This is a genomic window from Thermostichus sp. OS-CIW-31, assembly GCF_054060305.1.
On sequence record NZ_JBSSDA010000013.1, the window covers coordinates 16,802 to 39,298 of the forward strand.

At 58.1% G+C, this 22,497-nt stretch carries 19 protein-coding genes and 1 pseudogene; 8 read left to right on the top strand and 12 right to left on the bottom strand.

Annotated features, from left to right (window positions below; genetic code table 11):
- Window positions 1-55: 55 nt before the first annotated feature.
- The 4 genes and pseudogenes from speD to remA form a co-directional block, all read right to left on the bottom strand.
- Window positions 56-514, bottom strand: a complete 459-nt coding sequence (speD, locus tag ACVWY9_RS08950; protein ID WP_457388116.1) for an adenosylmethionine decarboxylase — start codon at window positions 512-514, stop codon at window positions 56-58.
- 96 nt (window positions 515-610) lie between these two features.
- A pseudogene (locus tag ACVWY9_RS08955) lies at window positions 611-1,946 on the bottom strand (RNA-guided endonuclease InsQ/TnpB family protein).
- A gap of 210 nt (window positions 1,947-2,156) precedes the next feature.
- The gene (gene gmk / locus ACVWY9_RS08960; RefSeq protein ID WP_369791759.1) at window positions 2,157-2,804 is read right to left on the bottom strand and encodes a guanylate kinase; all 648 of its coding nucleotides are present in this window, start codon (window positions 2,802-2,804) and stop codon (window positions 2,157-2,159) included.
- Between the two features lie 99 nt (window positions 2,805-2,903).
- On the bottom strand, window positions 2,904-3,173 hold the full coding sequence (gene remA, locus ACVWY9_RS08965; RefSeq protein ID WP_414330335.1) for an extracellular matrix/biofilm regulator RemA: 270 nt from the start codon (window positions 3,171-3,173) through the stop codon (window positions 2,904-2,906).
- A 365-nt stretch (window positions 3,174-3,538) separates the two neighbouring features.
- On the opposite strand from remA, the gene ACVWY9_RS08970 reads away from it, so the two are divergent.
- On the top strand, window positions 3,539-4,555 hold the full coding sequence (locus ACVWY9_RS08970) for a phosphotransferase enzyme family protein (protein ID WP_457388117.1): 1,017 nt from the start codon (window positions 3,539-3,541) through the stop codon (window positions 4,553-4,555).
- Window positions 4,556-4,794: 239 nt separating this feature from the next.
- Here the strand turns inward: ACVWY9_RS08970 and trmFO are convergent, their stop codons facing one another.
- Entirely contained in the window at window positions 4,795-6,174 is a 1,380-nt protein-coding gene (gene trmFO / locus ACVWY9_RS08975; protein ID WP_457388118.1) for an FADH(2)-oxidizing methylenetetrahydrofolate--tRNA-(uracil(54)-C(5))-methyltransferase TrmFO, read from the bottom strand.
- A 183-nt stretch (window positions 6,175-6,357) separates the two neighbouring features.
- Between trmFO and trpD the strand changes: the two genes are divergently transcribed.
- Entirely contained in the window at window positions 6,358-7,389 is a 1,032-nt protein-coding gene (gene trpD, locus ACVWY9_RS08980) for an anthranilate phosphoribosyltransferase (protein WP_457388119.1), read from the top strand.
- 51 nt (window positions 7,390-7,440) lie between these two features.
- On the opposite strand, the gene ACVWY9_RS08985 is transcribed toward trpD, so the two are convergent.
- Both ACVWY9_RS08985 and ACVWY9_RS08990 read right to left on the bottom strand, forming a co-directional pair.
- Entirely contained in the window at window positions 7,441-7,716 is a 276-nt protein-coding gene (locus tag ACVWY9_RS08985) for a nitroreductase family protein (protein ID WP_457388120.1), read from the bottom strand.
- A gap of 247 nt (window positions 7,717-7,963) precedes the next feature.
- Window positions 7,964-8,335 (bottom strand): nitroreductase family protein, encoded by a 372-nt coding sequence (locus tag ACVWY9_RS08990; protein ID WP_457388121.1) that lies wholly within the window; start codon window positions 8,333-8,335, stop codon window positions 7,964-7,966.
- Between the two features lie 275 nt (window positions 8,336-8,610).
- On the opposite strand from ACVWY9_RS08990, the gene dapA reads away from it, so the two are divergent.
- Window positions 8,611-9,531 (top strand): 4-hydroxy-tetrahydrodipicolinate synthase, encoded by a 921-nt coding sequence (dapA, locus tag ACVWY9_RS08995; protein WP_011431720.1) that lies wholly within the window; start codon window positions 8,611-8,613, stop codon window positions 9,529-9,531.
- A 219-nt stretch (window positions 9,532-9,750) separates the two neighbouring features.
- A complete protein-coding gene (locus tag ACVWY9_RS09000) occupies window positions 9,751-11,586 on the top strand; it encodes a ribonuclease J (RefSeq protein WP_457388122.1) in 1,836 nt (611 codons plus the stop codon).
- A 71-nt stretch (window positions 11,587-11,657) separates the two neighbouring features.
- Here ACVWY9_RS09000 and ACVWY9_RS09005 read toward each other — a convergent pair whose 3' ends face one another.
- The gene (locus ACVWY9_RS09005) at window positions 11,658-12,617 is read right to left on the bottom strand and encodes an SGNH/GDSL hydrolase family protein (protein WP_457388123.1); all 960 of its coding nucleotides are present in this window, start codon (window positions 12,615-12,617) and stop codon (window positions 11,658-11,660) included.
- 160 nt (window positions 12,618-12,777) lie between these two features.
- On the opposite strand from ACVWY9_RS09005, the gene ACVWY9_RS09010 reads away from it, so the two are divergent.
- The 4 genes from ACVWY9_RS09010 (at window position 12,778) to ACVWY9_RS09025 (ending at window position 18,365) form a co-directional block, all read left to right on the top strand.
- Window positions 12,778-14,067, top strand: a complete 1,290-nt coding sequence (locus tag ACVWY9_RS09010) for an HD domain-containing protein (RefSeq protein WP_457388124.1) — start codon at window positions 12,778-12,780, stop codon at window positions 14,065-14,067.
- 83 nt (window positions 14,068-14,150) lie between these two features.
- Window positions 14,151-15,341: a glycosyltransferase gene (locus tag ACVWY9_RS09015; protein ID WP_457388125.1), complete on the top strand. Its 1,191-nt coding sequence runs from the start codon at window positions 14,151-14,153 to the stop codon at window positions 15,339-15,341.
- A gap of 80 nt (window positions 15,342-15,421) precedes the next feature.
- Window positions 15,422-16,717, top strand: a complete 1,296-nt coding sequence (purD, locus tag ACVWY9_RS09020; protein WP_457388126.1) for a phosphoribosylamine--glycine ligase — start codon at window positions 15,422-15,424, stop codon at window positions 16,715-16,717.
- A 454-nt stretch (window positions 16,718-17,171) separates the two neighbouring features.
- Window positions 17,172-18,365 carry an RNA-guided endonuclease InsQ/TnpB family protein gene (locus ACVWY9_RS09025; protein WP_457388127.1) on the top strand — a complete coding sequence of 398 codons (1,194 nt, stop codon included), beginning with the start codon at window positions 17,172-17,174 and terminating at the stop codon, window positions 18,363-18,365.
- On the opposite strand, the gene ACVWY9_RS09030 is transcribed toward ACVWY9_RS09025, so the two are convergent.
- The 4 genes from ACVWY9_RS09030 to ACVWY9_RS09045 form a co-directional block, all read right to left on the bottom strand.
- The gene (locus ACVWY9_RS09030; protein WP_457388128.1) at window positions 18,337-18,828 is read right to left on the bottom strand and encodes a nitrate reductase associated protein; all 492 of its coding nucleotides are present in this window, start codon (window positions 18,826-18,828) and stop codon (window positions 18,337-18,339) included. The genes ACVWY9_RS09025 and ACVWY9_RS09030 overlap by 29 nt on opposite strands.
- Entirely contained in the window at window positions 18,809-20,977 is a 2,169-nt protein-coding gene (locus tag ACVWY9_RS09035; RefSeq protein ID WP_457388155.1) for a molybdopterin oxidoreductase family protein, read from the bottom strand. Before ACVWY9_RS09035 ends, ACVWY9_RS09030 begins: the two co-directional genes overlap by 20 nt.
- A 108-nt stretch (window positions 20,978-21,085) precedes the next feature.
- Window positions 21,086-21,619, bottom strand: a complete 534-nt coding sequence (locus ACVWY9_RS09040; protein WP_457388129.1) for a Uma2 family endonuclease — start codon at window positions 21,617-21,619, stop codon at window positions 21,086-21,088.
- A gap of 33 nt (window positions 21,620-21,652) precedes the next feature.
- Window positions 21,653-22,495 (bottom strand): ABC transporter ATP-binding protein, encoded by an 843-nt coding sequence (locus tag ACVWY9_RS09045; protein WP_457388156.1) that lies wholly within the window; start codon window positions 22,493-22,495, stop codon window positions 21,653-21,655.
- Window positions 22,496-22,497 lie beyond the last annotated feature (2 nt).

Here is a 22,497-nt window from a genome sequence, read left to right on the forward strand (position 1 = left end):
CAGCCTACAGATGGCCCCCATGACAGTTTGGAAAAAGCTGCGATTGGCGAAGATCTCAGTGCCTTCGTCGGGTCGCTTCACAGGTGAGCACCTCAGCCGAGTCTGGGGCCTCTTCCAGGAGTGTCGGTTGCGTTGTGCGGCGGGGCACCTTGCGCAGGGAATATCGTCGCGCTTGAAACACGTCGATCAGATATTCACAGGCCGCTTCCGGTCGGGTGTGGCGACCACAGGTGAACACATCCACCGCCGCGTAGCCCGCTTCGGGCCAGGTGTGAATGGAGATGTGGGATTCCCCCAAAAGAGCGAGGGCTGTAATCCCCTGTGGCTCAAATGGATGGCACAGCTCTCCCAAAAAGGTGGAGTTGGAGCGTCTGGCTGCCTCTCGCAAAGCCTGTTGCACCAGAGAGGCATCATCCAAAAGTTTGGCCGGGCAGTCGTAAAGCTCCAGGATACAGTGGATCCCGATCAGAGCTGGAGACCTATCCCCTAATTGGCCAGATAGTGTGTGCAGCATACTATCCCCTAATTGGCCAGATAGAACTGATTAGAACCAGAGGCTGCACAGAAAGCGCAGCTTTACCATTATCTCACAATTGACATACTCCCCTGCCTAAAGGCAGGGGATTCTGGTTCCTGGTTCTGCGACAGCACTTACCGTGTCAGGTTGCCCCTCCACAGCAGCGGTGCTCATCGCGGCAGCGGGCCGTAGGCCTTTCTCCCCAGGCGTTCCCCCTTTCGGGGCGGTTCCCTTTTGCCCAAAGGTACCGTTGTTCCACTCCTCACCCAACAACTCCAACCCTTTGCGCAGGATGTTGATGGCCGCATTCTCATCCCGGCAAAGTACCACCCCACACTGCGGGCATTGATGGGTGCGACTGGACAGCGTCTTCTTCACCCGGTGGCCACACCGAGAACAGTCCTGACTGGTGTACTGGGGCGGCACGGCCACCACCACCTTGTTGAAGACCTTCCCGTAGGAGTCCAGCCACCCGGTGAATAAACTCCACCCGGCATCGTGAATAGTGCTCCGCACCGCTTACGCGAGCGACTTGGCCAAGTGGTGATTCCGCACCAAGTTGCGCACCTGCAAGTCCTCATACGCCACGATGTCGCTAGACAAAGCGCTCCGCGCCGCCGTAGGCGAGCACCACGCACCGGGCCAACTTGATGACCCAGTCTCTACGCTGGCGTTGGACTTTGAGATGCACCTTGCCCAGTCGCTTCCTCTGCTGGTGGTAGTTCTTGGATTGGGGTTTGGCCCCTCTCCGAAACTTCCGACTTAACCTGCGTTGCTCTCGCTTTAACCTCCTTTCGGCACGACGCAAAAACTGGGGGCACTCTACCTTGTGGCCGTGGCTGTCGGTGTAGAAGTGCATCAAGCCCACATCCAGCCCCACCGCCTCGCCGGTGTAGCCCACCTTCTCCCGACGCTCCACGTCCAGGCAGAACTGGGCGTAGTAGCCATCGGCTCTCCGCACTACCCGCACCCGATTGATTTTCAGGGTGAGGATGTCCCGCCGCGCCTCGCCGTTGCAGTACAGGGCAAAGGTGCCTGCCTGGAAGCTGTCCGTGAAGGTGATGGACATTCCATCTTGGGAGAGCTTCCAGCCGGAGATTTTGTACTCCACGGAGCGACACCGTTTCTGGAACTTGGGATAGCCCTTCCGGGCTGCTTTCTCCTTGCAGCGGCGGTAGAAGTTGGAGATGGCAAACCAGGCTCGCTCCGCACTGGCTTGCCGGGCAGAGGAGTTCAGCTTCTGGGCGAAGGGGAACTCTCTGGCCAAGTCCTTGCAGAGGGAGTACAACGTGGCCCTGTTCACCCCCTGATGATCCATCCAGTGGCGCAGGCACTTGTTGCGCACGAACTGGGCAGTCCGAATGGCCTCATCCAGGGCTTGGTACTGCTGGGCTGTGCCGTTGAGGAGCTTGGCTTCGAGGACGCGCATGAGCCTACTTTATCAAAGGTCTAGCAAGATAAAAGCCGCCCTGGTCGCGTCAGCGGGCCGTAGGCCTTAGGGCGGGGCTTCAGACCCAGTTTTTTGGTAAAGCCAAACTACCCTCCCCAGCAGCTTTTTTCTTAACCGAAAGTTAACCCTAGGCCCAATCTGGAGCCACTGCACCACCGACACCAGCGTTCCGGGAAGGGGCTGGAGAAGCTAGGGCTGCTGCTCCTTTGAAGAGGGAGAGGGGGGATAGAGCAGGGCTTCCAGCTCCTGCAGCGCTTGCTCCAGGTTGTCGTTGACAATCACGTAGTCAAATTCGTCTTGGGCATCCAATTCCTTGCGGGCCTGTTCCAGGCGGCGCTCGATGCTGGCCTCTGAGTCTTGTCCGCGCTCGCGGATGCGACGTTCCAGCTCTTCCAGAGAAGGGGGACAGAGAAAGATGCGAATGGCATCTGGGTACTGTTGCCTCACCTGACGGGCCCCCGCCAGCTCAATTTCCAGCAGCACATCCTGACCCTGATTGAGTTTTTGGAACACGATCTCGCGGGGAGTGCCGTAAAAGTTGCCCGCATACTGTGCCCATTCCAACAGCTCGTTGGCTTCAATCAAGTTGAGAAATTCCTCCCGACTGCGAAAGTAGTAGTTGACGCCTTCCTGTTCGCTGGGGCGGGGGGGGCGGGTGGTGACCGAAACCGAGAGATACAGCTCGGGGTGGCGCTGGCGCAACTGGTTGACCAGCGTACCCTTACCCACTCCGCTGGGCCCTGTCAAAACCACCAAGCGACCGCGCGGGGTGGGAGCCGGAAGGGATCCCTGCTGCTGCGTACACTCAGAGGAAACCGGGGTAGGAGAGGTTGGCATAGACAGAGACCGACGCAAGACGGCTGGGCAATTGACTTGTTTGGGTTTGTTTTAGGATATCTCACTTCTGGTTTCTCAAACGGCTCACAGCGATGGCTTTCACTCGGTTTCGTCTGGCAAACCGGGCTTGGCCGTCAGGAAGCGGTTGGCAACGGTTTCGGGTTGGATGGCGGAGAGGATGACGTGCCCGGAATCGGTGATGATGACAGCGCGGGTACGACGACCATAGGTAGCATCCACCAACTGGCCCCTCTCGCGGGCATCGCTGATGATGCGTTTGATGGGAGCTGACTCGGGACTGACAATGGCGACCACACGCCCAGCGGCGACGATGTTGCCAAAGCCAATGTTGATTAGGCGGGTATCCATGGGGTGATGAGGGAACCTAACGGTTGTCCGGCCAGCAACCTTCATTAAGGTAGCAAATGGGGCTCTTTCGCGGGTTTGCCACAACGACACCTGAGTTCTCGGCCAATGGGGCAGTGAGTTCTGGCGACAAGTCCCGTTCGGGTGAGCCGCAAAAAGGCTGTGGTTGCATAACAAGCTGCACCCTCCCAAACAACTTGCCCTGTTTATCGAGGACGGTAAAATCGCCAACGCCAAGCAACTTCAACAGAACTTTAAGAGAACTTTAAGCCTCAAAGGCGGTAAGTGTGATAGGCAGTTTGAGTGGGCTCGGAAAACAGTAAAGATCGACCCAGCACCCCAAGCTTGAATAGATTTCTTCCTTGCCTATGCTTGACCTGACTTGGCTGGATCCCCTTGTCCAGCACTTTCAACTGGGGGATCCAGAGCCACCCGAAGCCATCCGAGTGGGCCTCATTCACCAAACTTGGAAACTCAACACCTCTGAGGGATCCTTCATCGTCCAGCGCCTTCACCCCCGATTTGATCCTGCTGTCACCGAAGATGGTCAAGCCATCGGCCAATGGTTGAGACAACACGGCTTCCCCGTCCCCCAATTCCGCCGCGCTCGCGATGGATCCCTGCACTTGTCCTGGGCAGAAGGGCTGTGGCGGGTCATGGATTGTCTGCCGGGATCCTGTCACCCAACTCCTCCCAATTGGGGCTATCTGGAAGAGGCGGGGGCAGCCGTTGGACGCCTGCATCGACTCTTGGCCCAGATGGACTATCGTTTTCGCTTCCAGATCCCGCATTTTCACGATACGGCTCACCTTTGGCAACAGCTACGCCAGCACGAACCGGTGCCAGAAGTGCAGGCAGAATGGCAGTTTTTAATCGAAACTGTGCCCAATCTTCTGCTGCCCTCGGGGATCCCAACTCAAATCATCCATGCCGATCTCAAGTTCAACAACTTTTTGTTCGATGAGCAGGGGCGATTTGTGGGCCTGGTGGATCTGGACACCTTTATGTATCACAATCTCTATGTTGAATTGGGGGATGCCCTGCGCTCCTGGGGCAAACGAGGAAATACCCTTCAGCCAGAGGCGATCCTGGCCGGGTTGCGGGGCTATGCCCAAACCGGGAACCTGCACGCCCTACAACCAGAACTCATCATTCAAGGGATCCAACTGATTACCCTGGAATTGGGGATGCGCTTTTTGCAGGATTGGTTTGAAGACGCTTACTGGAATTGGGATCCCCAGCGCTACCCCAGCCGCAAAGCCCATAACCTGGCCCGCTGCCAACAGCAAATTTGCCTCTATCAAGACCTAACCCAGAGGGCACCCCAACTGTTGGAGTCCATGCGCGCCCTTTTGTCTTGTGAGCAGCGGAAAGAGGGAAGGTAGCCAACAGGTTTGCCCAGCTTTTGACAGCTCGTTTTGGGATCTGCTACCGCGGCATAGGAATGAAACATTTCTAAATATTTCTGTGGCATTGCTTCCCGACTCTCCTCCCCCAGAGGGAGAGGGGCTGGGGGCGGTCGCGAAACGCCTAGGAAGTGTCTCAATCTAGTTTCAAATGACGATAACGCTCAATCTCGACTTTGACTTGGATCGCAATGGTCGGGAACACGCTCCAAGCTCCCCTAGGCGGTTTGCACTTGGCGCACCAACCCAGTCGCCCTCAGAGCAGCCAAAGCCCGATCCCGGTAACGGCCATAGCGCTCCTGCTTGTTGCGAAGCTGGCGCCCCTCCAAATTCGGCAGCAGCCCAAAATTGGCCGGCATCGGCTGAAAATGCTTGGGATCCGCGCTGCTGATGAATTGAAACAGGGATCCCATCATTGTTTCGGGGGGCAGCGTGATCAAGGGCAACCCCAGAGCCAGGCGGGCGGCGTTCTGTCCGGCCAACCATCCCCCTGCCACCGCGCAGGCATAGCCCTCGGTGCCCACCAACTGGCCGGCGGCAAACAGCGTGGGTCGGCGACGAAATTGCAAGGTCGGCCACAGAAGCTGGGGCGAATTCAAAAATGTATTGCGGTGCATCACCCCAAAGCGGACAAACTCCGCCTGTTCCAGGCCGGGGATGAGGCGAAAGACCCGCTGCTGTTCTCCCCATTTCAAGTTGGTTTGAAAGCCCACCAAGTTCCACAGCTGCCCTGCTTTGTCCTCTTGCCGCAACTGCACCACCGCATAAGGACGGGATCCCGTGCGCGGATCCACCAGCCCCACCGGCTTCAAGGGGCCGAAACAGAGGGTGTCTTTGCCCCGGCGCGCCATTTCTTCAATCGGCAAGCAGCCCTCGAAAAACTTGCGCTCCTCCCGTTCAAAATCCTTGAGGGGCGCCTGCTCCGCCTCCACCAGCGCCCGCCAAAACCGTTCGTACTCCGCTTCCGTCATGGGGCAGTTGAGATAGGCTGCTTCCCCCTTGTCGTAGCGGGAAGCCTGAAACACCACCGCTCGGTTCAACGAATCCCCGGTAACAATGGGGCTAGACGCATCAAAAAAGCTCAGGTACTCCAGGCCCGTAAAGGCTTGCAGTGCCTTGGCCAGGGGATCGCTGGTCAGAGGGCCGGTACAGAGGACGGCAATGCCCTCCGGGATCTCCGTCACCTCCTCCCGACGCAGGGTGATGCGGGGATGGTTTTGAATGGCTTCCGTGAGAGCCTGGCTGAAGCGGGCCCGATCCACTGCCAATGCCCCTCCTGCCGGCACTGCATGGCAATCCGCCGTCGCGATCACCAGGGATCCCAGTTGTCGCAGTTCTTCCTTGAGCAGCCCTGCCGCCCGATCGCTGGCCGCAGCCCCAAAGGAGTTGCTGCACACCAGCTCCCCCAACTGATCGGTGTGATGGGCCGGGCTCTGACGCACGGGGCGCATCTCCGAAAGGATGACAGGCAACCCTGCCTGGGCAATTTGCCAAGCAGCTTCTGTCCCCGCCAACCCCCCGCCCACAACATGGATGGGGGCAAAGGCTCCCGCTCGTGCAAGCTGGCTGCAAGCCCTTGGGTTAGTTGGAGGGTTCATCACAACCTCCGGGAGGGAAGAGAAGAATGGAGCGCACCCTGCTAGGGCCGGAAACGGCCCAGGTCAGACCCACTATACCAACCATTAGCATGGCCCGACCTGCACGAGGCAAGTGACCCAGAGGCGGGATACGCTACTAGATACGCTACTATGAGTACCCGCTGACACCCAGGATCCCGACCCATGACGGAAACGGCTGACCTTTGGCCACAGCTTTTGGGGCAGTTGCTGGATCGGCAATCTCTCAGCGAAGCCCAAGCTGAACAGTTAATGAACGGTTGGCTCCAGAACCAAGTGCCAGATGTGGTGTCGGGGGCGATTCTGGCGGCCCTGCAAGCCAAGGGTGTGAGCGCTGGTGAACTGGCCGGCATGGCACGAGTGCTACAGCGGGCTTCGCTGGGATCCCCGCTGGACTTGCCTCTCCTGGTGGATACCTGTGGCACCGGCGGCGATGGGGCCGGCACTTTTAACATTTCCACGGCGGTGGCCTTTGTGGTCAGTGCAGCCGGGATCCCGGTGGTTAAACATGGCAACCGTTCCGCCTCTGGCAAGGTCGGCTCGGCGGATGTGCTGGAGGCCCTGGGGGTGAACTTGGGGGCTGAGCCAGAGCGGGTGCGGGCGGCTGTGGCGGAAGTGGGCATCACCTTTTTGTTTGCTCCCCAGTGGCACCCGGCCATGCGGGCGGTGATCCCCTATCGGCGGGCCCTCAAGGTTCGCACCATTTTCAACCTGTTGGGGCCCTTGGTCAACCCCCTCTATCCCAACCGCCAGGTGATCGGGGTTTACGCCCAGGAGCTGGTGCCGGTAATGGCAGAGGCCCTGCGCCTGTTGGGACGGGAAGGGGCCATTGTGTTGCACAGCCGCGAAGGTCTCGACGAGGCCGGTCTGGATCAACCCACCGATCTGGGCATCCTGTCCGGTGGGCTGGTACGGACGGAAGTCTTGAACCCTGCAGATTACGAGCTGACCCTGGCACCCACCCAAGCTCTCAAGGGGGGGGATGTGGCGGAAAATGCCGCCATCCTCGCCCAAGTCCTTCAGGGATCCGGGACGCCTGCCCAGCAGGATGTGGTGGCCTTGAATGCTGCTTTGGCCCTGCAGGTGGCCGGAGTGGCCCCCGATTGGAGAGCCGGGATCGCCCAAGCTCGCGAGATTCTCGCCAGGGGTGCCGCTTGGGATCGCTTGCAACAGCTGGTTCATTTTCTCAAGGCTTGATGCCGGTAGGAGCCCAGGAGAGGGCGACAGGGATCCCACCTGAGCCTAGGGCTAAAACTCCCGCCCTCGCCCAAAGGCCAGAACTTCATCCACCCCCAAGCGAGGCTTGCGCGGCAGGTTACCCGCTGCCGCATATCCAACCGCCAGCAGCATCACCGGCACGTAGCGGTCGGCAATGCCGAACTCCCGCTTTACCCCTTCCGGATCAAAGCCGATCATCGGCCCGCTCACCAAACCCTTGGCCTGAGCCGCGATCATCAGCGCCATGGCAGCCATCGCCCCAGAGCGAATCGCTTCATCCCGCGCCAAGGTGGGATTGTGGAGCATGCCTCTAACCCCCAAAACCCTGAACTTTGCTGAATTTACTGAGCTTTAGGCGGTTTGGCAAAAGTCATTGAGAGGGATATAGTAGACCAAGTTTCCCCCTGATCCTTGAGTCCACCGCAACGGTTGCCGGGAAGTGAAGGGGGAAAGCGCTCGGGGGGTATTCCTCAGGGCTTTGCGGGATACCGCCTTCCTGCTCAGAGATAGGCAGGATGCGATCGCTTCTTTCCTGAACCATGTTCAGGAGAGTTCAGCGTGAATGTATCAGATAGGTTGCCTGGGCCATGTTCACCCAGCCTTCCGCTTTTTCGGGGGGGAGGATCCCGGCAGCAACGCTTCTTTGCACAATTTCAGGCAGTTTCTCATACCCCCGCAGATCCCCTAGGATGATAAACACCACCGATGCATCCGCCACCTTCTGTTGGTTGTAGGCCAGAGGTTTGAGGCGCTCTTTGTCTTCCGGGTCGGTGACCGCAACAAACCGCCAGTGCTGAATGTTGAAGGAAGAAGGAGCTTCCGTAGCATAAGCCACCAGCTCTCGGATCTCCGCTTCCGATAAACGGCGGCTGGGATCCAATTTGTCGGCGGAAATGCGCTCTTTCAGGGCAGTTAGGGCGTCCATAGGGATCCTCAAGTGTCGGTAGAAAGGCTGCTCCCCCCAAAGGTAGGGGCAGGATTGGCAAATGGCTATACATTCCGTGTTCAAACGGTCTGTCTTCTTTGTTATCTCCCTTTTATCCAGCCTGTGGCAACCGGGTGAGGCACAAACTGGGCCTTGGCAGGGCAGGCAAGCGGGATCCCTAACGCAAAGGCAGGTATGATGGAAAAACAAACTGGTCTCATCTGGGTCGCCCGGTTAATCGTCGGATTGGTGTGGTTGATGGGGAGAAGCAATCGGTGAACTTCGGTCGAGTGCTGACGGCCATGGTTACCCCCTTTACCGATGAGGGGGAGCTTAACTACGATGAGGCCGCTCGTTTGGCCGATTACTTGGCAACCCACGGCAGTGACGGCTTGGTGGTCTGTGGCACCACAGGCGAATCTCCCACCCTAACCTGGCAAGAGGAGTATGAGCTGTTCCGCGTGGTGCGAGATGCCGTAGCCGGTCGGGCTAAGGTGATCGCCGGGACGGGATCCAACTCCACCCGTGAGGCCATTGAAGCCACAAAAAAGGCCGCTCAACTCGGTTTGGATGGCTCTCTGCAGGTGGTGCCCTACTACAACAAGCCTACCCAGGCCGGCCTTTATGAGCACTTCAAGGCCATCGCCCAAGCCAGTGACCTGCCCATCTTGCTCTACAACATTCCCAGTCGGACAGGGGCCAGTTTACAGCCGGAGACTGTAGCCCAATTAGCAGAATTGGAAACGGTTGTCGCCATCAAAGAAGCCAGTGGTATGATGGATGTAGCTTCGGAAATTCGGCGACTCACTCCCTCGCGTTTCGCCATCTATTCAGGGGATGACTCTCTGACGTTGCCGCTCCTATCTTTGGGGGGGAGCGGTGTGGTCAGTGTAGCCAGCCACCTAGTTGGGTTGCAGTTGCAGGAGCTGATCCAGAGCTACATCAGGGGGCAACACGATCAAGCTTTGGCCCACCACCTGCGCCTGTTTCCGTTGTTCAAGGTTTTATTCATCGAGACCAACCCAGTTCCGATTAAGGCCGCATTGGAGATGCAGGGTTGGCGAGTGGGTCGGGCGCGCCTTCCCCTAGCGCCTCTACAGCCCAGTTCTCTGCAGGTTTTGCGACAGGTGCTTGAAGAGATGGGCCTACTGGCTGAATCGAAGGGATCCGAACAAATGGCGACGAAAGTTTCATGATTGCATTTTTAGGCTTTGCTTCTGCCATGACCACGGTTTTCAGGGGTTTGCAAGGGGCTCTTTTGTGGCGTTTGACCTGTGGGTAGGTAGCTTTTTCCCTGAAAAGCTCTTCCCCGGCCTGGGAAATGGATGAGTTGCGGCTTTCGCCCACAACTTTGTCGGGGATAGCCTGCGCCTATTTCTGTTTTTGTTTTTTTACTGTTGAGGATCTAAACCCATATGCCAACACCACGTTCTTCAGTTGTTTCTCGTTCTGTAACCCCACAATCCACCTCTTCCGTTCAGATGATTCCGCTGGGCGGCGAACGGGAGATCGGCAAAAACACATGGGCCTTCCGCTACGAGGACGACATTATCCTCTTGGATGCCGGTTTGGCTTTTCCCGATGAGAGCATGCACGGCATTAACATCGTGCTGCCGGACATGACCTACATCAAGCAAAATCGGGACAAAGTGCGGGGGATGGTGGTTACCCACGGCCACGAAGATCACATCGGTGGCATCCCGTATCACCTGCGGGAATTTGATATTCCGGTCATCTACGGCCCCAGATTGGCGCTGGCGCTGCTGGAAGAGAAATTGCGGGAAGTGGGCCTGCTCAACCGCACAGAGCTGCGTCCTGTTGGCCCCCGTGAAATCGTTCCCTTGAGTAAGCACTTTTTTGCCGAATTCATTCGCAACACCCACTCTTTTGCCGATAGCTTTACGGTGGCTCTGCACACGCCTGTGGGCGTCATTATTCAGACCGGCGACTTTAAGATCGACCATACCCCCGTGGATGGGGAGTACTTCGACCTGCAGCGGTTGGCCGAACATGGGGAAAAGGGAGTGCTCTGCCTGATCAGCGACTCCACCAACGCTGAAGTGCCGGGGTTCACCCCCTCTGAAGCCTCAGTGGTGCCCGGTCTCACCAAGGCAATTGCGGGAGCCAAGGGACGGGTGATCATCACCACCTTTGCTTCTTCGGTACATCGTCTCAACTTGGTGCTGCAGATCGCCGAACAGCAAGGTCGGGTGGTGTCTCTGCTGGGCCGCTCCATGCTAAACGTGGTGGCTCATGCGCGGCGCTTGGGCTACATCCGCTGCAAGGACGAGACGCTGCAGCCAATGCATGTGATCAACAGCCTGCCGGATGACCGGGTGATCATCCTCACCACCGGATCCCAGGGAGAACCGCTGGCTGCTCTTACCCGCATCGCCAACGGCGAGCACCCGCAGTTGCAAATCAAGCCAGGCGACACGGTGGTGTGGTCGGCCAACCCGATCCCTGGCAACACCATCGCAGTCTCGCGGGTCATTGACAAGCTAATGGAGCTGGGAGCCAATGTCATTTACGGCAAAGACAAGGGCCTGCACGTTTCCGGCCACGGCTGCCAGGAAGACCAGAAGCTGATGATTGCCCTCACCCGCCCCAAGTTCTTCGTTCCCACCCACGGGGAATACCGCATGCTGGTCAAGCACGCCGAAACCGCCATGAGCATGGGGATCCCGCGGGAAAACATTGTAATCATCGACAATGGCGATGTGGTGGAGGTGAACCGGGAGCGCATTGCCATCACAGGCCGCGTCCCCTCTGGCCTGCAGATGATCGCCGCTTCCCACGATGGAGTGGTGATGGATGAGATGCTGCAGGAGCGGCAGCAGATCGCCAAAGATGGCATGGTGACGGTGGTGATCAGCCTGGACGGCAGCGGCCAGTTGCTCTGCACCCCGCAGGTGCAAACCTTTGGCTTGGCGGGGGAAGGGAACCAACTCAAGGGATCCGACCTGAAACCCCTTCTGGAGAACACGCTTCGGCAAGCGTGGCCCCAATTTGCTCGTTCGCTGGAGCGGGGCAGCCTGGACATCGACTGGGCCGGCCTTAAGGGCGAAGTGGAGCGGGTGGTGCGCCGTTTCTTGCGAGAACAATTGCCCGGCAAGCCCACGGTGGCGGTTTTTGTGCAATCCCCTGAAGAGGAGTCTGTGTCTTCCCTGAGTGTGGAAACCCAACCGGAGCCGGTAGCAGGTGCTCTGGGCCGGCGGCGGCGTTCCTCGGCAGCGGTAGCTGCTTCCTAAAACTGGCCCGTTCTCCGTGGCTGGATCGTCTAAGCGCCTTTGGGATCCCTTGCCGAGCGCAGGGATCCTTCCTATTGTGCCGGCTTGTATCCATCCGTGAGAAAACTGCGGAGGGCAGACTCTGCCGCCGCATCTGGTTGCAGGGATCCCACCTCGCTAAAGGGAGGGCAGCGGGTTTGGGGAGGGAGCGGTTGCCGAAGGGCGCTCAAGAAGGCATCGGCCAAATCGGCGTAGCCCCGGTCGTTGGGGTGAAAGCCGTCGGCCAGCGGGCCGGGAAAGAAGGACTCGCGTCGGTAGGAGCGGGGATCACAGAGCAAGTCCACCACCGGGATCCCCTGTTGGCTTAAGGGGTTGATGGCCCGTTGCGTGAGGCCAACCGAGATCAGGGAGAGCAGTTGGCGCACGCTGCTGGGCTGCTGCTGACCCAGAGGGATCAGGGCGAAGTTGGGCAGGTTGGCCACCGCCAGGCGAGCTTGAGGGGCACGGGCACGCACCGCTTGCAGCAGGGTTTGGTAATCGGCGGCGAATTGTCGGATCTGCTGATCGACGAAGGGCAAGGGATCCTCACCTTGGAGAGCCCGTTGAGCCGCCGCCAGAGCGATGGCGTTGGTATCGTTTCCGCCCACCCAAATGGTGATCAGGGTGGCATCGGGGGAAAGGCGCGGCACTTGATCCTGCAGCAAATTGGCCGGGATCCCCTGCCTCAGGGCTTGCATGGCGGGGCTGAGCACCGCTCCCGAACGGCCCAGGTTGATAAGCTCCACTGGGCCGGGCAGCAAGCGAGCCAGGCGGGGCACATAGCCCGTTCCATTGGGGCAGTCCAGGGGCTCTGAGCGCTGGGGTCGAGTGCCGGCGGCGTTGGCTGGGCCATCACAGGAAATGGAGGCGTTGTAGCCAACGGCATCGCTGGCTCCCAGGGCAACGTAGCGGGTGAGGGTGGGTGGGCTGGGCACAACAGGGGATCCAGAACTGGCAGAGCAGCCGGTTAGCCCCAAACTGAGTATCAAAATCAGCAGGGAGAGGAGGAACACCCAGCTGTCTTGTTGTCTTGGAGTCGAGTTTTCTGGGGTTCGGGTGCTGGCATCCTTTGCAGAGAGAGGCATGGGAAAGCGGGCATAGATAGGGCGAGGCGGGAAGCACCCCCAGACAGGCTAGCCAAGGATCCCAAAATTGGCGAGGTATGGTGGGAGTATGCCGCTACGGTTTTGCAAGTCCCGCACCTACCACGATCCCCTGCATGGCGCCATCAGCCTGAATGGAGGGGACGCGGTTGAGGCTCTGCTCATTCGCCTGATCGATACACCGGCCTTTCAGCGGCTGCGCCGCATTCGCCAGTTGGACACGGCCTTTTTTACCTTCCACGGGGCAGAGGGATCCCGCTTTACCCATTCGGTGGGAGTGTTGCAGGTAACGCGGCGGCTGTTCGACAAATTGGCCCATCGCTACCCAGAGCTGCGCCCCTATCGGGCGGTAACCTTGGCCTCGGCTCTGCTGCACGACATTGGCCATGCCCCTTTTAGCCATGCCGGGGAAGAGATCTTCGGCTGCCGGCACGAGGTTTGGACGGCCCGCATTCTCCGGGAGGATCCCCAGGTGAGGACGCTGCTGGCTGAGTTTGATTCCCAACTGCCGGCCCAGATGCAGCAAGTGCTGCAGAAGCAGTTTCCCCTGCCGCTGGTGGGGCAACTCATCTCCAGCCAACTGGACTGCGACCGCTTCGATTACCTGATGCGGGATAGCCTGCTCACGGGTGCCCAATACGGCCACCTGGACTTGGATCGCATCCTAACGGTGCTGGATTATGACCCGGAGACGGGATCCCTGTCCATCCCCGCCCGCAAAGGCCTGGGGGCCATCGAGCACTACCTGGTGGTGCGCTATTTCATGTACACCCAGGTGTACCAGCACCCCAAGAGCCTCTGTGCCCGTTTTATCTTGGAGCGGCTATTCAGGCGGGCAGAGGCGCTCCTGCAAAGGGGGGAGATTGAGCTGGATCCCATCCTCAGCGCTTGGTGCTGGGCCTCGCTGGCGGCTCAAAAAGGGGATCCCTTCGAGTTGCCGCTCCCCCTCTACTTGGCTGCCGACGATATCATCTTCAGCTACCCCATGCGCCTCTGGGCCATGTCGGGGAAGGATCCCATCTTGGCGGATCTGTCGCGGCGCTACTTGGAGCGGGATTTGTTCAAGGCCCGCAACATTACCCAGTTGTCTGAGGAACAACGCCAAACCCTGGTGGCCGCCGTGCAGGCCAAAATGCTGCAGGACGGGCTGGATCCTAAAAGTTACTTGGGCATCCGCTCTGCCCATGTCCAGGGCTATAGCTTTTATGACCAAGGGATCCAGCTCAAAACCGAGCGTGGCTATGAAGAAATTGCCCATCTTTCCCCTTTGGTGCGTGCCTTGGTGGAAACCCAGCGCCAGGTCTGGCTAATCTTTCCCCGGCCCTATGGCGATATCGTAGAGGGGGTTTTGTCTGCCTAGAAAATCATTGGGCCATCCCAGAGCTAGAGCATTAGAGGTGGGAATCTGTTCCTGAGCACATCTAAACAACGAGGGAAGCAGGAGTGGGGATCCGAGAAATCCTAACGGGGGTATTGTCCTTAACAGCTTTGGCGATTGCCCTAGTGGCCCTGCAACTGAGGCGAGCGTTGCGGGCTTCCCCCTGGCTGAGGGATCCCCCGGCGGAACAGGCAGGGGAAATCGCGGCCGGGATGGAGCGGCTGGCGGTGATCGTGCCCGCCTACAACGAGGCCGAGAACGTGGTGGGCTGCCTGAGCAGCATTCTGGACAGCACCTCTGCCCCTTTACAGGTGTGGTTGGTGGACGATGAATCCACGGATGCCACCTGGGAGCTGGCCCAAGCCCTGGCTGCCGAACGGCAAGATCCGCGCCTACACCTGCTCAAGGGGGATCCCCGTCCCAAAGGCCAAAGGTGGGTGGGCAAAAACTGGGCCTGTGCCCAAGCCGTCGCCCGCGTAGAAGCCGACTACTTGCTGTTTCTGGATTGCGACGTGCGGCTGGGATCCGGTGCCATTGAAGCGGCCTTAGGACATTTGCTGGCAAGCGGCAGCGGCTTGGTGAGTGTAGGGCCGCAATTGGTGTGCGGTTGCCTGGCGGAGTGGCTGGTGCAACCCATCATGATGACCATCCTGGCGGTGGGTTACAACTTTGCCGCCGTGAACGATCCCGACAACCCCAAAGCCTTTGCCTTTGGTCCCTTCCTGCTGTTTCGCCGCTCTGCCTACGAGCAAGTTGGCGGGCATGCCGGAGTGGCCGATGTGGTGATCGAGGATGTGGCCCTGGGGCAACGGATCAAAGCCCAGGGGTTGGGCCTGCAAATTTGCCTGGGAGGGCCGCGGGTGCGCAGCCGCATGTATGCCAACGGGGCTGCCCTTTGGGAAGGGTGGACCAAAAACTGGTTCCTGGGCCTGGAGCGCAACTGGGCCTTGGCGGTGTTGGCAATGGGTACGGTCTTGGGGATCTGCAGCTTGCCCTGGTTGGGGGTGATCCTGGCTGGGGCTACGGGATCCCTGGAGGTGCTGTTGGCCAGCTTGGCAGGGATCCTGGCCCAATTGGCCATCCGGCTCTTGCTCCGGCATTGGGCGCATCTGCCCCTGCGCTACTGGTGGCTAACGGCAGTGGGGGGTTGGGCGACAGCGGCCATCATCTTGGCTTCGGCCATCCGCACCACCACCGGCCGCAACTGGACCTGGCGGGGCCGTTCTCTCGCCGTCCACAGTGTGCCAACACCCTAGAAACGGGGCAAGAACATGGTCTAATGGGGGATGTTCGGGAGACAGGCAAGCTGGGTTTAGAAACGGTGGAATAACACACTATGCAGGCTCTGGTCATCGGATCGGGGGGACGAGAACACGCCCTGGCCTGGAAGCTGTTGCAGTCTCCCCAGGTTACTCGGGTCTACTGTGCCCCCGGCAACGGCGGCATGCAGCAGATGCCCCGCTGTCAATCCGTGGCTTTGGCGGCTACCGACATTGAAGGCCTGGTGCGGTTTGCTACCGTACAAGGGATCCGCCTGACGGTGGTAGGGCCAGAGCTGCCCTTGGTGCAGGGGATCGTGGACGCCTTCCAGGCAGCAGGGTTGCCCATTTTCGGGCCTAGCCGCGCCGCTGCCCAACTGGAAGGAAGCAAACTCTGGGCTAAGCAATTGATGCAAGAGGCGGGGATCCCGACTGCTCGCGCTACCGGCTTTGCTGAGCTATCTGCCGCTGTGGCCTATCTCGACTCCCAGAGTTTCCCAGTGGTCATCAAAAAAGACGGACTGGCTGCCGGCAAGGGGGTAACCGTTGCCCAAAACCGGGAAGAAGCCGTGCAAGCCCTGGAAGCAGCCCTGGCCAAGCCGGGCGATCAGGTGCTGATCGAGGAGTTTATCCCCGGCCAGGAGGTGTCGGTTTTGGCTCTAACCGATGGCCAGATCTGTGTGCTGCTGCCACCTGCCCAGGACTACAAGCGCCTTGGCGAGGGCGATACCGGCCCCAACACCGGCGGTATGGGAGCTCATGCCCCTGCGGATCACCTGGTCACTCCAGAACTGTTGGCCCGCATCCAAACCCAGATCCTGGATCCCACCCTGGAGGCTTTGCAACGGCGGGGCATCCGCTACCAGGGGGTGATCTATGCCGGTTTGATGATCACGCCCAGTGGGGATCCCTACGTGTTGGAGTACAACTGCCGCTTTGGGGATCCCGAAGCTCAGGTCATCCTGCCCTTGCTGGAAAACCCTTTGGACGAGGTGCTGCTGGCCTGTATAGAAGGACGGCTGGCCCAAATCCAGCTCAAATGGAAACCCGGCTATGCCGCCTGCGTGGTGATGGCAGCCCCAGGCTATCCCGATGCCTACGAGCGAGGGATCCCCATCTCCGGCTTGGATGCAGCTGCCACCACGGGGGCGTTGGTGTTTCATGCGGGTACCCGCCAGGCAGGCAAGCAGCTCCTGAGCGATGGCGGGCGCGTTCTCTGTCTTACCGGCCAAGGGGCAACCCTATCCGAGGCCCTGCGCCAAGCCTACGCAGCTGTGGAGCAAGTGCAGTTTCCCAAGGCCTACTATCGTTCTGACATCGGCAGCCACGCCCTGGGGCCTGCCGTCCGCCGAGGAGTGATCCCTACCCCATAAAGCCATCCCTTGCCCTCTCAGCTGCAGCCGGATGGAAGAAGCCCCAGAGGGGTCGCTCCTCCAGGGCCCATAAAGCAGCTTTGAAAAAAGCTTTGATGCTTAGACGATAGCGCTTTCGGTAACAAGACGGCAACAGTGATATCAAAAGCTCAACTTTACTTTAGATTCCTTAACAATAGCCCTCTGCTTTGACTAGGCACGGATATTGCTGAGCTGAGTCTCTCCCCTCTCGAGGGGGATCCCCCATTAGCCCACTTGAACTGTTGCGGACCCGGATCCCCTAGAGCAGGCATTTCCTCTCCCAGGGTGGAAGAGGGGTTGGGGGTGGTCGTCTGGGGCAGCGCATGGCAGAGGAGACTATCTCTCTCAAATAGATTCAGCTAGAAATCGCAGGAGCCCCGCACTGTACCCGTAGGGTCAGTGCCGGGAGGAATGCGGAAGTTATGATAGAACCATGACCCAAGTCCTGACCGTCTCCTGCAAGCTCAAGGTGTCCCAGTCGCAGGCCGCCAAATTGGACGCGACTTTGGAGGCTTTTGGCCAAGCCTTGAATTGGGTCAACCAGAACACGCCGGAGAAAGTCGCCAGCGCCGTTAAGCTCCAGTCTCTGTGCTACCGCGAAATCCGCGCCCGGTTCGGCTTGTCCAGTAACTTGGCTCAACAGGTGTGCAGACGGGTGGCAGGCGCTCGCAAAGTGGCGAGACAGCGCAACCGTCCGGTTAAAGAGTTCAAGCGTAGGTTCGTTACCTACGACGCACGTATCTTTTCATTCCGCGAGAAAGACTGGACGGTGTCGCTGACCACGGTGGAAGGGAGAGAACGCTTTGAGCTAGCCATTGGTAACTACCAGAGGGGAATGCTGGCTGGCTCTAACCCCAAATCGGCCACCCTAGTCCAGCGGAAGGATGGCTCCTACTACATCCAGATTTGCGTAGAGAAAAAACCACCCAAGCAACAAGATACCGACAAGGTGATCGGGGTGGACTTGGGAAGGACAGATATTGCCCATACGTCAGAGGGGGACAACTGGAATGGACAGCAGTTGAACCGAATCCGAGACCACTACTCCCGGTTGAGGGCGGTACTCCAACGCAAAGCCAGTAAGGGCACACGCAGTTCGCGGCGCAGATGCCGTCAACTGCTGCAACGGCTGTCTGGCAAGGAGAGGCGCTTTCAAACGTGGGTCAATCATCGCATCTCCAAAGCTATTGTCTCTAGGGCAAAGACCACAAACAGCGCTCTTGCTCTGGAAGACTTGACAGGGATCCGGGAAAGGGTCAATCAACAGCCACGCAGCAAAGCCGAGCGGCGTAGGGCCAACAGTTGGGCGTTCTACCAACTACGTCAGTTTCTGGAGTACAAGGCGAGGGTTGCAGGGGTTTCTCTGATTCTTGTGCCGCCCGCCTACACGTCGCAGACCTGCCACAAGTGTTTGCATATCCATCCCGATCCTGCGCAATCCTACCGCAGTGGCAAGTCGTTCAAGTGTGGGCACTGTGGATGGGAAGGGGATGCGGATTTGAATGGTGCGAATGTGATTGCGCTCTTGGGGGCTGTCGTAAACCAGCCTAGAGGTCCGGGCTTGTTTTGTTCTCTGGTAGAGCAGAACAGGCTCAGGGCTACTGAAAGCCCGCTCCGTACCGCTTAGCGGTCGGAGCCGGGTAGTTTACGCCAAACTCTCGCAGAGCGGGCAAGAAATTTTTGTTTTCGTGATGGGATCGGCTCAACTTCAGCAAGGCAAATCTCTGGATATCGTGCAAGTTTCTCCAGAAATCGAGGGCAAGCCGGATCCCCAGGTCTTGAGCTTTTTGTTGGACAGCCATTGGGATCTGGTGCGGATTTTGCCATTCAGGCTGGGGGTCAATGGGAATCTCTTGCGCCTCTTCGTGGCAGATGGAGCGAACCAAATGGCGCAGATGGTTGCGGAGTTCTTCTAGATCCTGTGGAGATTCAGAGGGCCAATCAACACACTTCCGCCGCTCTTCTAAGGAAAACTTGGCCCATTGATGAAGCTTGAGCTTGATCCCGCACAAATCCAGCTTCAGGCGTAAGCTCATGGGAATGCATCGCAGAGAGTCGGCAAAATCTTGCTCAAACTGAAACAGAGCCATGGAAATCTCCGTTAGGATACCTGAGAGGATTACTTGATGGTGGATCGGCTTTCTCAAGAGCAACGGCGCAGGCTTTTAATTCCGGCTGTCCGGAATCAGGGCAACTGATGTCATGGGTGAGGGCATTACACTCAGCTTGTTCTGCCCAGAGGGATCCCCAGTGCATGGGTACAAATAGCGTACCGGGAGCAATGTTGGCAGTTATCTTGGCCGGGAAATAGGCCCGTCCGCGGGCAGAACGCACTTGAACCCAATCTCCATCTTGGATGCCCAGTTTTTCCGCATCGCGAGGATGGATTTCAATAAAGGGTTGGGGGTGCATTTGCTTGATTTTTTCAATCCTGCCGGTGCGGGTTTGGGTGTGCCAATGGCCGTAAAGCCTGCCCGTGGTTAATACGTAGGGAAACTGGGGATCCGGCGGCTCTGCTAGGCCACGGGAATGGTGGGGGATAAAGCGGGCGCGGCCATCGGGGGTCGGGAAACGCCAATCTGTGTAGAGGCGAGCAGGATGAGGAGCCGAGGCCCTTTCTCGGGGATAAGGCCATTGCTGAGGGCCTTGTTCTGCCAAAAGGGCATGGCTGAGGCCGGAGTGATCGCAGAGGCGATTTGCGGTAAGGGCGGCAAATTCTGCATAAACCTCTGCCGCGGTTTGGAAGGAAAATTGTGCTGCAAAGCCCAACCTGCGCCCCACTTCAGCAAAGATCTCCCAATCGGGTCGGGCTTCGCCAGGGGGGTCTCGAAAGGCTTGACAAAGGGTAACCCTGCGCTCGGAGCTGGTCATCACCCCGGTTTTCTCGCTCCACTGGCAGGCGGGCAAAAGCAAATGGGCATATTCTGCCGTTTCTGTAGGGTAATAAGCCTCTTGGTAAACGGTAAAGGGAGACTTTTTCAGGGCTTTTTTGACCCGTTCCAGATCCGGAAAGCTCACCAAAGGATTAGTGGCCACAATCCAGAAGAACTGCAGGGATCCGGTTTCCAGAGCGGCAATCATCTCGGTAGCCCTCAGCCCTGGGCAGGGAGAGAGGGAACCGCTGGGCAAACCCCAAGCCTGCTCCACCTCTGCCCGATGCTGGGGCTGGCTCACCAGCCGATATCCCGGCAGCAGATGAGATAACCCCCCCGCCTCTCGACCACCCATGGCATTGGGCTGGCCGGTCAAGGAAAAGGGGCCCGTCCCCGGTCGGCCAATTTGCCCAGTTAGGAGATGGAGATTGATTAGGCTGGTGATCTTGGCGGTGCCCTCGCTGGACTGGTTTAGGCCCATCGACCAAAGGGAGAGAACCCTTTGGGATCCCTGCCAAAGCTTGGCTGCTTCGATCAAATCCTCGGTGGCAATTCCGCAGCGCTGGGCCACAATCTGCGGTTCATAATCGGCCAGCAAAGCTGCATATTCAGCAAAACCTTGGGTGAAGCCCTCGATAAAATCAGCAGCAATGGATCCCCACTTTAACAACAAATGGGCAATCCCATTGAAAAGATCGATATCGGTTCCAGGACAAATTTTTAAGTGGAGATCAGCAGCTTCTGCTGTTTGAGTGCGCCGGGGATCCACGACCACCATTTTGAGGGGGGATCCGGGCTTGTGCCGCTTCTTCAGGCGATTAAAAAGAATGGGATGGCACTCTGCTGTGTTGGTGCCCACCAGAAAAGCCAGATTGCAGAGATCGAGATCCTCGTAGCAGCAGGGGGGGCCATCGGATCCCAGGGATTGGGTGTAGGCCGAGACGGCTGAGGACATGCACAGGCGCGAGTTGGTGTCAAAATTATTGGTTCCCAGACAGCCTTTCATCAGCTTTTGAGCAACGTAATAGTCTTCAGTGAGCAACTGCCCCGATCCATACATGGCTATGGAGTGGGGGTTGTCTTTGAGGCAGCGCAGCCGAGAAACCATCTCCTCAAAAGCCTGATCCCAAGAAATGCGACGAAAGGGCTGATCCAAGCTCTCCCGAAACAGGGGATAGAGCAGCCGATCCCGACCAACTGCCTCCAGGATCGTGGCCCCCTTTACACAGACCATCCCCAAGCTGGAAGGATGATCCCGGTCGCCTCTCATTTTCCAGTCACCTGAGGCTGTTGCAACCGCCTCCAATCCACATCCCACACCGCAGTAGGGACATAGGGTTTTGATGACGGCTTTTTCCGGCTCCATCGCGGTCACCATGAGTGGGGATCCCTATTAAACGCCCAATTCTCTCGCATTTTGGATCCCTTAGCTGAGAAGAGCGGCAACTTGGATCTCCAAGCCAGGTAATACAACCTAGCTCTTGTCAGTGTCCTGTTCAGCTAGCCAAAGATGGCCATCTTGAGTTTGGATAAAAACGTATTTGCTTCTGGGAAAAATCAGCCAGACTTCCAGTACATCGGAGCTGAGATACTCTTGGGCTTTTAGGAAAATATCTTCTCCACAGTCGGTTGGAGAGAAGATCTCCTCAACCAGAGGATAGCTCTGCAGCAGCGTGGCAATATCCTCTCCAAATTGCTGGATTAAATCTGGAGACAGGTAGGCAACATCAGGTCTTCTGACTTTGCCTGTCGTTTGGCAGGGAGCCTTCACCAAAACCATACCCCCCAATGGCAGACATTCAACATAACCGAGCCAACGGAAGAGAAGTCGGGTTTGGATCTTTGCATGCCCTAAGGTTTGCCCCACTTTCTCCATAATGTAGCCATCTACCCATTTGGTTTGGGCAACCGGATTGGCCAGATAGTCGGCAAGGGTTTTGGGCAAGCTAGAGACCCGCTTCTCCATTGGGAGATCGGTTGGAACTACCTGAACCGGAGCAGTGGCCATCAACTTCCCTCTCCAAGTATTTTGAACCCTAGCTCAATCCCCTCCATGGGCAAAGCGGCGATAGAGGAAGTCAAGGGCGCGGTTACGCAATTCGTAGAACTCAGGCATTTCCATAATGCGGGAGCGGATGCGCGGTCGCTCAAAGGGAATGGTCAAGATCTCGCCGATATGGGCAGCGGGGCCGTTGGTCATCATCACCACACGGTCTGACAAGTAGAGAGCCTCGTCGATGTCGTGGGTAATCATCAAAACTGTGCAGCGGTGATCCCGCCAAATGGCCAGCAGCTCATCTTGTAGATCTTCCTTGGTAATGGCATCCAAGGCCCCAAAAGGCTCATCCAAGAGCAAAACTTGCGGACGAACGGCAAGAGCACGGGCAATGGCTACCCTTTGCTTCATGCCTCCAGAAAGCTGCTTGGGCCGCTTGTGGGCTGCCTCTGCTAAGCCTACCAATTCTAGGTGTTCTTCAACGATTTCCCTTTTCTCCCGCCGGGATTTGTTTGGGTAAACCTGATCCACCACCAGATAAATATTTTCAAAGGCAGTCAGCCAGGGCAAAAGGGAATAATGTTGAAACACCATCATCCGATCTGGCCCTGGGGAGGTGATGGGCTGGCCCTTGAGGGTAATGGCTCCCGAAGTGGGAGTCGAAAAACCCGCCACCATGTTGATCAAGGTGGATTTGCCACAACCCGAGTGGCCAATAATGCAAACAAACTCACCGGCAGCCACTTCCAAATTGACATTTTCCAGCGCAACAAAGGATCCGGCTGAGGTAAAGTAGGTTTTGCCCACATTCTGAAGACAAAGAAGGGGCAGTCCTGCAACCGGAGATGCAGAAGATAGCGGTGAGGAAGATAGGCGAGAACTGGTCATCA